Source organism: Aeromonas sp. 604282, from assembly GCF_049170575.1.
Lineage (GTDB): Bacteria > Pseudomonadota > Gammaproteobacteria > Enterobacterales > Aeromonadaceae > Aeromonas > Aeromonas veronii_A.
Window position 1 is genome coordinate 17,322 of record NZ_JAAKMV010000015.1, and the last position, 14,948, is coordinate 32,269.

Consider the following 14,948-nt stretch of genomic DNA (forward strand, 5'->3'; position numbering starts at 1 on the left):
TTATGAAATTTTCATATAAATTATTTTTTGTTATCGCGCTTGCCGCATGCTGGAATCAAAATGGCAATTCAGCTGTCACTAAGTATAATTTGGTGGATGCTGATCTTCGTCATTTTCTATTCATTGAAAATCAGGAGGACCACAACTTATTTATCACACCAACTGATTACCTTGACCCCCGTTTATCAGGGGGTAATGCTTGGACCTCTGATTCCAGACAGGTGAGTTTGGCATATGCGGATAATGGCCATAACTATAGTGTAACTAACGATAATATAGACATGTGGGAAAATGGGCCAATAAGACACCCATACATTAACCAGCGCTGCATAAAAAGCTGGTCTGGGTGTGATCCACAAACCGCAGAGGCCATTAATAAACCTGCAGAAGTTAACGAATCAGGTTTCTATGGGTTAATGAAAGCAGCTACTGGATATGCACATGCAAAGCTAAGTTCCAGCTTCTTTGACTACCTTAGAAGCATGCCTGTAGGTACGATATTAAATAGAGAAATGAACTTTTGCAGGACAACAAGAGTATATAACGCAGCAGCAGGAGAGCGCTGTATAAACCAAGATAGTGGATCTTGGTATGTAAAAAAAACACAGCACAAAAAAGCGGGGCACTTGCGTTTTATCCAAACCAATGCAATCAGCGAAGTTATTGTTGATAGCAATGGCATGCCATACATACTACCTGGCTCACAAGGTTGTGAAAATTATCGGCTAGGAACTAGAAATGGCGTTTTATGTCGTTTTCTTGACTATGAATTTAATCAAGATGGCAGCCAGTCATTTTCAGACCCCTATATTTACACCAACATAAAAAACTCAACGTTGAATAGTGCCATTGTCAGTGCAGATGTTCAAATGAGCACCAACTTGACCAACTGGGCTCTTAGGGGGGCAGACTACAATGTCAGCTATCTTAAAGGTCAATCATCTATCTATCTTTTTCTATCAAGCAATTTTTTCAAGCAAGTGGTTAGACTTGGATTGCAAGAACAGCTAACTAGAAACTTGATTAACTTTAATATGAGAAATATCAAAGCACCGGAGAGCGGTTTTTATGAGTTCAGTGGTACCACTGAAATAGTTATCAAGCCACGAGATTTTAGCGTCTCTATCCTGTCCTCTGAAGGGGTGAGCTCTCCATACCAGGAGGGTAGCGTAGGAAAAGACATTTTGAATTTCTCTTACAAAATATCGGATAGTGGCCCCATCAGTGCGGACATGTTGGAGATTGCTATTACCCAAGATATCGGGTCACCTTATCAGGGATTTTGCACCTTCTATCCTGCAGAGGACTCGGCCATCGAGCAGGCAGTGCCAATACCGACCAAGTTGGTATTTAATTCAACTACCAATGGGTTATTATCACAGCATAATATCCGTTGCGATGGCACCCCTTTAGACATTCGTGCATTAGGGATCCAGGATAGCACTACACCGCAAGAATGGAATGATCCCATCAGTGGGAAAGGGATTACCCGGTTTTATGAGCTGGCGCTAGAGTTTGATCTAACCGACCCCATGGTACAGCGTACCATTAATGATGAGTTATGGGAGGGAAGTGTACAACAAAGTGGTACTATAACTATAAAGGGAACTTGGCGCTAAATATGGAGAAAGTTATGTATCGTTTTTTTGGCTCCTTGCTAATATTTGCACTCTCTTCAAATGCCTTGGCGATTGACATTGGAGCCATGACAATCGCCATGGATCCAAAAGAAGACTTTATAGTTCGAACTATCACCAACAATAGTAATGTAACAAAAGTGTATGAAGTCCAGATGGAAAAGATAAATAACCCAACAACTAAAGGTGTCACACTCCCAACCATACCAGGCGAACTGTTGTTTTCCCCCAAACGCTTCATGTTACATGCTAATAATGCACAAAATATTAAGCTATATTACAAAGGGCCTGCTGATAATAATGAGCGTTACTATCGAATCACCTTCACAGAGTCACCCGTAGCTCAAGTTGATAAAAACATGCGTAATAGTCTAAAGGGGGCATTAGAGATAAAACTGGCTGTGCAATCTATTTTGGTTGTTCGTCCGCGACAAATAGTCTTTGATTATCTATTTGATGAAAACCAACAGACAATCACTAATTCAGGAAACACTTATTTTGAATTCATGGTTAAGCAAGGCTGTGAACAGCCAGACAGTGAAGCCACAAGCAAGTATTTATTACCCGGTGAAAGATGGCACAACAATAATATTGGAAAAGCAGGAAATCAGCATGTGATCATATATAAAAATAAATTCATACCAGTCGGGAAAGAGTGCAAGTAATTGATTTTCATAAAGATGTTTGATGGTTGCTAAATAGCGTTAAATATAAATAAGCAATGTAGCAACACTATTTAATTATTATCCATCCATGAAACTACCTGGAACCATCACAAAATCAACACCTATGTTTCATGAAGAAAAATATTGGTATGCCTGCATGCTATTTAGTTAAGATAAAATATCAAAAATTCAGCTATAAAACGTTAGCAGCATTTTTTTCGGCGCCTTAACTTTTATGTCTGCCGTATAAAACTTAACAGTCGCATTGATATACCTAGTCATATAAAATCCAACGGAAAATATTTCCCGCTCGGTTCATAATGAAATAATAGATAATGTATTGTCGTTATTACATACGCCACTGCGATTGGTCGAGTATCGGGGCCAGATTGGAGAAATATTAATAAAAAACGCCCCAGGCTATCAAGCCCAGGACGTTGATGATGATGTGTCACTTTAGACGGCAATGCGGCTCAGCTTAGGTGAACAACATTACAGAACTGACATGGGTCGGGTCATGTTATTGCTTGGTGTAGCCAAGAGGCTATCAGGCCCGCTCCACCGCTATCGGAGCCGGCAGACGGATAGTGAGGGAGAGCACCAGCGCCACTACCAGCAATACCAGGATCAGGTGGAAGGTCGCCATAAAGCCGCCAAACAGGGAGGCCACGATGGAGCCGATGATGCTGCCCAGACCAAAGCCCAGATAGATGACGCCGTAGTTCTTGGTCAGGTTGTTGAGACCGAAGAAGTCGCTCACCAGCGAGGGGTAGACGGTGATGGTGCCGCCGAAGCTGAACGCCACACAGGCGACCGCCACGAAGAACAGGTTGGCATTGAGCGGCACGAAGAGCAGCAGCGCCATGCCCGCCAGGGTAATCAGCTGAGCGATGGTGATAACCCGGATGCGGGACATCTTGTCGGAGAGGATACCCAGCACCAGACGGCCACCCAGGTTGGCCATGGCGATGATGGCGACGGCATTGGCGGCGACTACAGCAGGCAGACCCACCATCTTCTCGCCGATATCCTTGGCCACGCCGATGACATAGAGGCCACTCATGCAGGCGGTGAGGAACATCAGCGCCAGCATCCAGTACTGCGGCTTGCGCATCGCCTCAGCCAGAGTGAAGTCACGGCTCTCGCTCTGCTGCACGGAAGCGGCCTGTTTGGGCGCATCCTTCATCAGCATGCCGCCCACCAGCACCATGGACATGGCGATCAGCCCCCACAGCTGGAAGGTGGTCTCAAGGCCGGAGCTGGAGAGCAGCAGCAGGTTGATGTATTTGAAACCGAGGCTACCGAGGCCATAGGCACCGATGGAACAGGCGGAGATCAGCCCCTTGCGCTCCGGGAACCACTTCACACAGTTGGAGAGAGTCATCAGGTAGCCGGTGCCGTCGGCAAAACCGACCAGAATGCCCGCGCAGAGGTAGAGCATCGCCAGATTGTTGGCATGGGCGGTGAGGAAGAAGCCGATACCGAGCAGCACACCGGCGCCCAAGGTCACGTTGCGCACCCCGAATCGCTCCTGCAGCTTGCCCGCCATGGAGGAGGCGACTGCCAGCGAGAGGCTGAGCAGGCCGAAGGCGAAAGCGACCTGACTCACCGGCTCGTCCAGCTTGTCGGAGAGCTGGGCGTTGAACAGGCTCCAGGTGTAGACAGAACCCAGTGCGAACTGGGTGATGATGGTACCGATCAGTGTCAGGTACCGGGTGCGGTTCATCTCTTTGGTCATGATGCGTCTCGGTCGATGGCCTTAAGGAAATTGAGGCCACTATAGGCAAGACGCAGTTCGCGCCGATCGATTAAGGCATGAAATGCAGATCGGCGGGAATGAATGACAATCAGAGCCGCATCAGCTGACGGAACGCCTTGATGTTGCTGCGACTGACCGGCACCTCGAACGGCAGATCATGGAGCCGGATGAGATAGGTGCTGTTAAACCAGGGGACTATTTCGCGGATCTTGTTAATGTTGACGCAGTAGGAGCGGTGGCAACGGAAGAACCCCTCGGCAGGCAGCCGGCTGACAAACTCGCTGATGGTCATGGTCATCACGTAGCGGTCATCGCGGGTGTAGACATAGGTAAGCTTCTCGTCGGCTTCCGCGTAGTAGATCTGCTCGCAGGGGGTGACGATGATGCGCTCCCCCTTCACCAGATTGACGGTGCGATTCTGCGCAGCCCCCGGCTCGCTCCCCTGCCCCGCCTGCGACTTGCCTGCCTGCTCCAGCTTTTGCAGCAGGCTGATGAGGCGCGGCTCGTTGTAGGGTTTGAGGATGTAGTCGAACGCCTCCAGCTCGAACGCCTCCACCGCAAACTCCTTGTAGGCGGTGACGAAGACGATGTGGGGCGGATGGCTCGACTTGTGCAGGTTCTTGGCCAGCAGCAGACCATCGATGGAGGGGATCTGGATATCCAGAAACACCACATCCACCTCGTGATCCTGCAGGTATTTGAACGCCTCCAGCCCATCCTCGAAGCTCGCCACTATCTCGATGGAGCTGTGCTGGTTCACCAGATAGATGAGCTCCTCGCGAGCCAGATACTCGTCTTCCACTATGATCGCTTTCAGCATGACAACACCTCTCGCGGCACCCACTTATCCTCAACCATGATGGCTCTCAGCATGGCATCGACTCCTGATCCGGCAGATAGAAACTCACTTCGGTACCCGGCTCCAGCCGCTTGAGGTGCAGGCCGTCGCCATAGAGCAGTTTGACCCGCTGATGCACGTTCATCAGACCGATGCTGCGGCTCTCCACCCGCCCCGCTGCCACCCCGTCGATCACCTCCTGACTGATGCCGTAGCCGGTATCCCGCACCGATACCCGGATGCCGCCCGCCAGCTGTTTCACCTCGATGGTGACCCGACCTGGCGCGCTACGGGGCTGGATGCCGTGCAGGATGGCGTTTTCCACCAGCGGCTGCAACAGCAGGCTCGGTACCTGAATGTGTACATCGTCCACCTCGAACACCACCTCCAGCTTGTCGCCAAAGCGGGCCTGCTCGATGGCCACGTAGTCGCGCACCTGCTGCAGCTCCTCCTGAATGTCGATCAGTTCATCCCCCTTGTTGAGGTTGTAGCGCAGGTAATCTGCCAGATTGGCGATGAGCTGGCGCGCCTGCTGGGGGCGGATGCGGATCAAGGATGAGATGGCGTTGAGGGCATTGAACAGGAAATGCGGGTTGATCTTGCTCTGCAGCGCGGTGAACTCCGCCTTGCGGGTCATCTCCTTGAGCTGCTCGATGCGCGACACCTCCATCTGGGTGGAGATGAGCTGGGAGAGGCCCACCGCCATCTCCCGCAGGGAACTGGTGATGCTGTGGGTGCGGCGATAGTAGATCTTGAGGGTGCCGCTCACCGAGCCGTTTTCCCGCAGCGGAATAATGATGACCGAGTGGAAATCGGAGAGGTGATACTGGCGCAAATCGTTGTTGATGATGATCTGGTCGAGCAACACTGCCTGCTGGGTCATGCCGCTGATGGCGTGGTGCTCATCCAGCTCGTAATAGTCCTTGCCCACCCCGACATAAGCCAGCACGTCATGGGTATCTGTGATGGCCACCGCATCGGCGCTGATGTCCCGCCGGATCACATCGCATACCTGACTGAGGGAGTGGCGATCGATGTTCTGGAAGAAGGGCAGCGTCTTGTTGGCGATATCGAGCGCCAGCTTGGCCTGCTTGGCGGCAATCAGCTCCTTCTCGTCATCCAGATCCTGCACCAGCTTGATGATGAGGCCGATGCAGAGCGCCCCGGCAATCATCGGATAGGCGATGTGGTTGACGATCTCCACCCCCACTTCGTGGGGCTCAGTCAGCAGCCAGATCAGCAACATAGTGAGCCCTTCGCAGAGCATCCCCGCCAGAATTCCGTAGAGCCAGAGCCGCGACTTTCGACAGCGCAGGTGCAACCAGGTGGCGAGCAGCCCGGCGATGATGCTGGCGATAAGGCAAGGGATGGAAGTGTGACCATCCATGTCGATGAGATAGCGGTGCAGACCGGAGATGACCCCGGCCGGAATGCCGACCCAGGGGCCAAACAGAATGCCGCCAGAGATAATTGCGATGATCCGCACGTTGATCAGCGCCCCCTCCACCGGAATGCCGGTATAGGTACTGAACACCGCAAACAGGCCGAAGATGGAGGCTACCAGCACCAGCTCCGCCGGGGTGTGATCCCGCTTCTGGAACAGCCGCTGGAACGGCCGGGTGCGGGTCAGGAAGAAGAGGGTCATCAGCATCAGCGCCGCCCGTTCGAACACCGCCAGCAGCATCATCTGATTTTCAAGCACAACTGTATTCCTGCATTAACCAAGAGTACTCCGGATCATATCCTATTTGCTGGCAATGTACTGATTTCGAAACAGGATGAAAGTGGCCTAACCGTACGAATAAAACGAAACCATGTCTATGGATAACGAGTCAGCACAAGTTACTGGCTACTAACTTGCCAGCTAAAAAAACAGCTCACGGTTAATGTAATGGCATCCGTCATCCAAGCTCCACGCACAACAAAATCCTCTATCAACCATACTTTTAGAGATAATTACCTGTACAGTGCAAAACTGAATATATTCAAAAGCCATCTCTGAATCCCAGCCTCAAAAACATCCTTTCAAAAATCATTGATGATTTATTTAACATAGGAAATAGTCTACTCAAGTAGACAATCTTAATTTCTCTACTCATCATTGAAGACTTGCCACTTTATTTTGCTATCTGTGAGATTGGTACCCTTGATACCAAGCTAACTTTTTGGATAAAAAAAACATCATTTACCGCCTATAAAATGATAGGCGTGATGCACGCACCAGTAAAAATAAAACCCACTGAATTTTTAATCACCCTGATTGCTATACGCTTACTAAACACCACCAATTTAAATGAGTGACCGACTTCAGAAAGCAATTTAATATAAAAGATCTAAAAACAACATAAAATATATCAGTGCAAATAAGTTGTTATTTTCCTCGCTTTATCAAAAAAATCACAAGTTCAAACCAACATGCCAGTCACCATCATGAATCTCCAGGTACTTTGCATGCCAACCCTAAAGGGGTAGAAACAATACACCAAAAAACAAAATATATTAAATTACATAAAACACCATGACTTCCCCCCCTCCTTTTCAACATCACAAAGAAACAATAAGATCTTGTTTTTATTGGTATTTTTTTGTATTTTTAGATATTTTGAAAACCACTACCCCCGGTGATTAAATAGCCACCGAAATCAGTCATCAACATGTCTCTGATGACATGACACAACAATAAATCTTCTAATAAAAATTTGTTGCTTTCTCAAAACTTGTTTCATTTTTGACAACCTTAGTCTTGTCAAGAATGAAACTCTCAATTCAGATTAAAAGGGTAAAATATGAAAAAGGCTATTGTAGCTTCTGTATTACTAGCTGTGTTCTCTGGCGCCAGTTATGCTGAAAATAGTGCAACTCCAGCAGCAACTGATCAAGGCCATGGCGTGATCAAATTTATTGGTGCAATTGTAGATGCCCCCTGCTCTATCGCCCCGGAAAGCGTAGATCAAACCATAAATATGGGACAAATCTCCAACAGTGTACTCGAGCATCAAGGTGAGGGTCCTCTGCGTCCGTTCGATATTCATCTTGAAGGCTGCTCTCTTGATACCGCCAAAACTGCCGTGATTACCTTCAACGGCATTCCTGATGATACTGAGAAAAAACATTTAGCTATTAATGGTTTCGCAAAAGGTGCGGCTATCGCCATGATTAGCCAACTGGATGGTTCTGAAGTTGTTTTGGGCACCCCGACCAAGGCTGCCACTCTGGTTGAGGGTGACAACCACCTGAAATTTGGTGCCAAGTTGGTAAGCAATATCAAAGCGGGTGACGGCGGAAAAGCAATCCCGGGTGAATTTAGTGCAACCACTGACTTTATCATGACCTACCAGTAAATATTTAAATTTAATCAAACATTTATCCAGTAATTACGCGCAGGGAGGCGCGTTTCCTTTTGTTTACCTTATAAATTGAAATCTATGAAACAATCTTTATTATCGTTGGCCATTTTTTTCATTTTTATGAGTGTGGCAAAAAGTTCTCACGCAGGTGATATTGAGTTCAATACTGACCTGTTGGATGTTAAAGATAAAGAAAGCATTGAATCAGGTGCTTTTAAACAGGCGGGTTATATTGTACCCGGTGAATACACCATGCAAATGGTGGTAAACGATGCCTTTATTGGCGAGCGTAACGTCAAGTTTCAAGCAACCTCCAGCAACAGCTCACAGCTGTGTTTGACCGTTGCGCTGGCCAATGAATTGGGCCTTAAAAAGCACGATCTGGAACGTCTGCTGACTAGTGGGAAGAGTGGCTCTTGCCTTAATCCTGACGAACTCGAAGGAATAGTGATCAAGGGCGATATCAGCAAAGACACGCTTCTCATTTCTGTCCCTCAAGCATATCGGGATTATGTGAGTGACTCCTGGGATCCCCCGTCACGTTGGGATGAAGGGGTCAATGGTGCCCTGCTCGATTATGGCATCAATCTGCAAGAGAACCATTCGACCCATGGTAATGGTGACACAACCAATGTCAGTGCCTATGGTGTGGCAGGTGTCAATATGGGGGCCTGGCGGCTGCGGGCTGACTGGCAGGGTCGTTATGAGCGTAACAAAGAGCAAGCAGGCTCCCAAAGTGAGCTGGATGTCAGTCGTGTGTATGCCTATCGCGCCTTACCCGAACTCAGCGCCAAGTTGACGATGGGCGAACTCGATCTGGGTAACTCCATGTTCGATAGCTTTCTGTATACAGGCGCCTCTGTAGTTAACGATGACAACATGTTGCCCCCCGACTTGCGTGGCTACGCCCCGGAAGTGGTAGGTATTGCCAAGACCAACGCCAAGGTGGTGATTAGTCAGCAAGGGCGCGTTATTTATGAAACGCAGGTGGCTTCCGGGCCATTTCGTATTCAGGATTTGAGCAGCGCAGTCAGCGGCACCCTGGATGTCAGAGTAGAGGAGCAGGATGGATCGGTGCAGACTTTTCAGGTCAACACCTCTCGCATCCCCTATCTCTCCCGACCAGGCTCGATACGCTACAAGTTCAATAGTGGCAAGATCAGCAGTCAACCCCATCGCTTGGATGGACCGGCCTTTGCCAGCAGTGAATTCTCTTGGGGCGTGAGCAATGGATGGTCACTGTTGGGAGGGGCTCTGCTCAGTGAGGGTTACGATGCACTCTCTGTCGGGGTTGGACGTGATTTGCTGCAATTAGGTGCTATCTCTTTCGATATCACTGAATCTCGTGCCCAGTTGGCAGAGGGCTCAAAAACTGGCAGCTCTTATCGAATCAACTATTCAAAGAACTTCGAAGAGTATGACAGCCAAGTGGCGTTTGCCGGTTACCGCTTCTCGGAGCGGGATTTTATGAACATGAATGACTTTATGGCCGCCCGCAAGATTGGCCAACCATACAGGGGCGGCTCCAGAGAACTTTATAACGTGAGGCTAAGCAAGCAATTCAAAGCAGCTCAGCTGGGAGCATATATCGATTACACCCATCAGTCTTACTGGTCCCAGACAGATAGTGAGCGTATCAGCCTCTCTCTGTCTCACTATTTTGATGTAATGGAGTGGCGTGGCCTGGCGACCTCGCTCACCACCTATCACAACGAGCAGGGCCGTCAGACTGATAATGGCATGTACTTCACACTGTCGATTCCCTTTGGGCTGAACAAACATGTGAGTTACAGCGCCTCAACCATGGGGGGCAAAACCACCAACAATATCAGCCTCTTCAACCGGGTGGATGACCGTAACAGTTACTCAGTCACGGCCTCAACCTCGCCAGCAGGTGAAAGCGCCAGCGGTTTCTATACCCACACTGGCGACAAAACCACCCTGATGGCCAACGTTAGTCACCAGGCAGGTAGTTCAACAGCCGCAGGACTCTCCATCAATGGCGGAATTACTGCGACCAAAGAGGGGATTGCCATGCACCGGGTAGGCATGATGGGGGGCAGTCGTATCATGGTAGATACTGACGGGGCCAGCGGTGTGCCTGTACACACCGGCGGGCCAGTCACTTTCACGAATCAAAATGGCAAGGCGGTTGTAGCCGATATATCCAGCTACTATCGTCAACGGACCAGCATCGACATCGATCAATTGAGTGATGACATTGAACCAATTGGAACACCTGTTGCCATGGGGACACTGACCGAAGGAGCTATCGGTTATCGTCACTTCGATATGTTGTCAGGCGGCAAGCGCATGTTTGAGCTGGTCAAAGCAGATGGCAGCCCAGTTCCATTCGCCGCAGAAGTCGTCAATGACAAGGGGCAACAATTGGGGATGGTCGGTGATGATGGCATGGCCTATCTCGCAGGCCTGCATGAAGGAAGTCCTGTGGAGGTTCGCTGGGGCAGCGAGCAGCATTGCCGCTTTTATTTGCCTTCACCGCTACCAGAAGTCAACACGACGGCGAGACTGACTTGTCAGTGATCGATTTTGTATAACCAGATTGAGATAAACCGATATGACCAAGAAACTGTTGTTCACTCTGCCGCTGCTGTTGGCCATGGTCGCCAGCCAGGTTCAGGCTGCCGTCTCATTGGATCGTACCCGGGTGATCTACCCGGCGGGAGCCAATTCAATGAGCCTGACGATCCACAATAACAACAAAACACTGCCTTACCTGGCCCAGGCCTGGCTGGAAGATGCCAATGGCAACAAGATAAATAGTCCGTTCACCCTGTTGCCACCGGTTCAGCGGCTGGAGCCGGGTATGGAGAGCCTGGTCAAGGTGCAAGCATTACCCGCTGTCGCTCTGCTGCCCCAGGATAAAGAGAGCTTGTTCTACTTCAACTTGCGGGAGATTCCCCCTCGCAGCGACAAGCCAAACACCCTGCAGCTTGCACTGCAAACCCGGATCAAGTTCTTCTACCGCCCCGCAACTCTGCTGGTTGAGCCGGGCAGCAACCAAGCGCCGTGGCAAGAAAAAGTTACCCTGCAAGCGGTAGGAGGAAAATACCAGTTGACCAATCCGACCCCTTACTACATCTCCATTGTGGATGGGGCCCGCACACTCAATGCGGGTAGTACTACGGGATTTGAGCCAGTCATGATTGCCCCCAATAGCAGTGCCATGGTCAATCTTGGTGTGGCCCAGCTTGGCCAGCAACCCACTTTTACCTATGTGGATGACTACGGCGGCCGTCGAACCCTGAGCTACCGCTGCACCGGGATCTGCCATTTGTTGCCCGCTCAAGATGCAAAATAGAGAGATAAATATGTCGCCAGGCTCTTCTCCGCGCGCGGCCCACTCAGGTGTTCGTTACCTGTGGTTCATATTGATCACATTGCAGGGCATGCTTCTCCCGTCTCAAGCTCAGGCGGGGAGTGATAACTTGATGATTAATGTTGTCGCAGAGGTAGTCAATCAAGCCTGTTCGCTGCGCCCCGGTGATGAAACCATCACCGTCAACTTTGGCAATATCGTGAACAAAGAGTTATTGAGGGACAAACGCACACCAAGTAGAGAGTTTCAGCTTCATCTTGAAGAGTGTGACCCCGATATCTCCAAGGGTGTGAAGGTGACATTCAGTGGTCAAGGAGTGCCAGACAATCCGGACTTGCTGGCGCTGATGGGGGACAGTACCGCCAAAGGGATTGCCATCGGACTGGAGCATCAGGGAAAGGCATTACCCCTCAACAAAGCAAGCCGTGCATTGATGTTAACTGCTGGTGACAACGTACTGACCTTTGCGACCTATGTGCAATTGCTACCATCGGGACAAACGGGCTTGGTATCAGGTACGTTTAGTACAAGTGCCACCTTCAAGCTAGAGTATGAGTAAAGATACTGAGTTAAAATTAGAATCCACAGTGTTCCTTCTCGAGATTTTCGACGACCCCCCGTGGCTTACTAAATTTCTACATGTGGTGGTGGATAAGTCTTAAACTTAAGTTAAGCATCATGCTCCATGCTCTCTTAATAGCAATTTTTAGCACCTTATTAATATTTATGTGATACTGAGGTTATATGGTCTTTTTTTTCGAAATAATACGAGGTGTATTTAGCACCAGTGATTTTAAAAAACACCTTGGTTACTTTTGGTGCTTCATAACAAATGTTATGTTTGTTTTTTTACTTGGCATAACAAATACCTATGCATCTAGCCTTTCCATTTCTTTAACCGAAGCTCCAGGACTTACAACGAAAGGCGATCCATATATGAAAGCGGTAATTATTGGGGGAGATAATAATGATCTCACGCCTAATTTATGTGCTGGTAAGAAATGGGGTGATTGTTCCATATTAGCTTGGTTAGTTGAAAGGTCATGGCCAAACAAACAACTTGATGGGTATAAATCATATGATGCCGGTGGCATTAACTCAGAGTCATGGCGAAGCTGTGTAAATTCCAATGAAAATAAAACGTTAGGAAAGGTTATTTCTTGCTGGCGAAATAATGGCGTACTTCAGAGACCCTTATATGATACTATCGGTAGTCGTAGACTTAAATCAGGCCCTGATTTATGTCTTTTTTATGGAAGAGATACAGTACAATCAGCCTCATATCCTGGACCAATATCAAATTGCGTATCAGGTTATAAACCAGCTGAGAGTTGTAAATTTGGCCCTAACATTTCCATAAATGCAAAAGGTACAGCAAGCGAATTTAAAAATATGTCTGCAAGTGCAGAAAGTTACTTAGAGTGTACGAATACAACCTCAGGCACAATTAAATTAACCGATGAAAAAGGTCAATTGGTTTTAGATGGTGGAGGTTATTGTAATCTTGATTTAGGTTCTGGTCCAAATAAACCTCATAAGTTAACAGTGCAATATGGAATGCGGAAAAAAGTGATCGCTAAATGCCTATTTTCAGGCGTGAATACTCTAGGTTTACATCGAGGTGCGGGAATAATTGTATTTACGGTAGATTAAATGCCCAGAAAATTTGGAAGTGCTGCTTCGGCTCGTTACATATAAAGTAAAGGTTAAGTTATAATTTGATATCACTTTGACGCTGATATCAGATTGTAACTTGACACATACGCTTTATATATTAGCTTTTACTTATAACTCCATATAAAAACAAGCATTCTTATTCTGACTTTATTAACATCTCATTACCGATAATTCTATTTACAAAACAATGTATCAGTCATTTCTCTATCTGGCGACAAGTAATCATCCATATTTATGAGACTCTCAACTTTCTTAAAGCACTAACTATTTTTACCATTGAATACTTTTGTATAAAATAAAACCCCACCAAAAAGACTGGTTACATGAACAATCTCATTTTTTATCTTAATTGTGCGCAAATAAGCATCATCCTGTGTAAATTGATCAAAAATGGTATAAATTTGAGGATCGACTTGCAAAATATCTTGCTGTATCGATTTGACCTTCAATGACTTATTCTCAAGATGTCTCAAACCATTCTCATAAAAATGCACGCGAGAAATCTTTTTTATTTCAAACACCATGTTTTGCTTTGCATCGTTAAACATCAAATCTTGAGCCCATGCGGCTTGTTCAACATTATCATTATCAATGCCGGTAGTTTTGATCAACATATAACCGATATAGTCTGCTTTAATCTGGCATGGGCGATAGAATCTCAAACGCACAAATCCCATCCCAGGAATATCGTGTACATTGATCGGTGAAACAGCTTCAAGATTAATATTCTGAGCAATGCATTCCAGCTGTTTCTTTATGTCCAGCCGCTTATCCATTAAAAATGTTTTTTGCCAAACTATATTATCTTTTATATTAAAGTCCAAATATGAGAATGCATCTTTTGATGCAAGAGCATAAAAGTTTCGGTCTTTTTTTATCAACTTTTCAATATATTTATACTCGTCAGGGGAACGAATATCCTCTGTATACATAACAATACGATTAACACTTGGTGTTGCTAATTCCTTTATCTTTTCAAGCTTTCTAAATTCTAATGAAATCTCATCTTTTTCTGTCAAAATATAATATGATGTAATAGCTGAAATGATAGTAACAATAAAAACAAAGAACATTAATATATATTTATCAAGTCGACCGCGATCAAAGAGTCTTTGTTCCTCGTTTGCATCAACATCATCGGATTCCTCAGTCTTTGTGATCACCTCCGTACGGTGTGACAATTCATCACCATGACCAAGTTCAACCTCCAACTTGAAAATGTAACCCACACGAGGAATTGTTTCTATGGAATTGAAAATCCCGATAGACTCAAACTTCCTACGTAGTAGAAGAATTGTTTTGTTGAGACTAATATCCCTGCTTTCTGTTTCACCCCAAATATCATCAAGTATTTTTTTTCTTTCAACAACTCGCAGACTATTATCACAAAGCACTTCCAGCAATACGGTTTCTTTTTGACTGAGCTTTATTTCTTTCTCGTCAAGAATAATTCTGTATGTCTCAGGTTCAAATGTGAACGTGTCGTTATACTTATATTGCTTTGTCATGATTTTATTTAATCTCAACGTTCTGTTGAACTACATTGTATATGATTTTATATACCTTACAGGAATTTTCTAGGGAATGCGGTAACACGTAATCATGAACAGATAACTGTAGGCACAGCCCCAGGCCGACATACTCGACCTCCAGTATGTCGGCAATGAAGAACCACACTTATACAT

Annotated in this window: 11 protein-coding genes; 7 read left to right on the top strand and 4 right to left on the bottom strand. The window is 46.9% G+C overall.

Annotated elements, in window-relative coordinates:
* Positions 1-2: 2 nt before the first annotated feature.
* Positions 3-1,619, top strand: coding sequence for a hypothetical protein (locus tag G5367_RS16435; protein WP_254204533.1), 1,617 nt, complete (start codon positions 3-5; stop codon positions 1,617-1,619).
* A 14-nt stretch (positions 1,620-1,633) separates the two neighbouring features.
* Complete coding sequence (locus G5367_RS16440) at positions 1,634-2,302, top strand: fimbria/pilus periplasmic chaperone (RefSeq protein ID WP_421244784.1); 669 nt, start codon at positions 1,634-1,636, stop codon at positions 2,300-2,302.
* A 547-nt stretch (positions 2,303-2,849) separates the two neighbouring features.
* Here the strand turns inward: G5367_RS16440 and G5367_RS16445 are convergent.
* The 3 genes from G5367_RS16445 to G5367_RS16455 form a co-directional block, all read right to left on the bottom strand.
* The gene (locus tag G5367_RS16445; protein ID WP_421244783.1) at positions 2,850-4,040 is read right to left on the bottom strand and encodes an MFS transporter; all 1,191 of its coding nucleotides are present in this window, start codon (positions 4,038-4,040) and stop codon (positions 2,850-2,852) included.
* 109 nt (positions 4,041-4,149) lie between these two features.
* Positions 4,150-4,881 carry a LytR/AlgR family response regulator transcription factor gene (locus G5367_RS16450; RefSeq protein ID WP_421244782.1) on the bottom strand — a complete coding sequence of 244 codons (732 nt, stop codon included), beginning with the start codon at positions 4,879-4,881 and terminating at the stop codon, positions 4,150-4,152.
* A gap of 46 nt (positions 4,882-4,927) precedes the next feature.
* Complete coding sequence (locus tag G5367_RS16455) at positions 4,928-6,601, bottom strand: sensor histidine kinase (protein ID WP_162895420.1); 1,674 nt, start codon at positions 6,599-6,601, stop codon at positions 4,928-4,930.
* A gap of 1,084 nt (positions 6,602-7,685) precedes the next feature.
* On the opposite strand from G5367_RS16455, the gene G5367_RS16460 reads away from it, so the two are divergent.
* The 5 genes from G5367_RS16460 (at position 7,686) to G5367_RS16480 (ending at position 13,239) form a co-directional block, all read left to right on the top strand.
* Positions 7,686-8,240 carry a fimbrial protein gene (locus G5367_RS16460; RefSeq protein WP_421244781.1) on the top strand — a complete coding sequence of 185 codons (555 nt, stop codon included), beginning with the start codon at positions 7,686-7,688 and terminating at the stop codon, positions 8,238-8,240.
* An 84-nt stretch (positions 8,241-8,324) separates the two neighbouring features.
* Positions 8,325-10,790, top strand: coding sequence for a fimbria/pilus outer membrane usher protein (locus tag G5367_RS16465; RefSeq protein ID WP_421244780.1), 2,466 nt, complete (start codon positions 8,325-8,327; stop codon positions 10,788-10,790).
* A gap of 34 nt (positions 10,791-10,824) precedes the next feature.
* Positions 10,825-11,568: a fimbria/pilus periplasmic chaperone gene (locus G5367_RS16470; protein WP_421244779.1), complete on the top strand. Its 744-nt coding sequence runs from the start codon at positions 10,825-10,827 to the stop codon at positions 11,566-11,568.
* Between the two features lie 130 nt (positions 11,569-11,698).
* Positions 11,699-12,145: a fimbrial protein gene (locus tag G5367_RS16475; RefSeq protein WP_421244794.1), complete on the top strand. Its 447-nt coding sequence runs from the start codon at positions 11,699-11,701 to the stop codon at positions 12,143-12,145.
* Between the two features lie 185 nt (positions 12,146-12,330).
* Positions 12,331-13,239: a hypothetical protein gene (locus G5367_RS16480; RefSeq protein WP_421244778.1), complete on the top strand. Its 909-nt coding sequence runs from the start codon at positions 12,331-12,333 to the stop codon at positions 13,237-13,239.
* A gap of 284 nt (positions 13,240-13,523) precedes the next feature.
* Here the strand turns inward: G5367_RS16480 and G5367_RS16485 are convergent, their stop codons facing one another.
* Complete coding sequence (locus G5367_RS16485; protein ID WP_216979779.1) at positions 13,524-14,771, bottom strand: winged helix-turn-helix domain-containing protein; 1,248 nt, start codon at positions 14,769-14,771, stop codon at positions 13,524-13,526.
* Between the last annotated feature and the right edge of the window lie 177 nt (positions 14,772-14,948).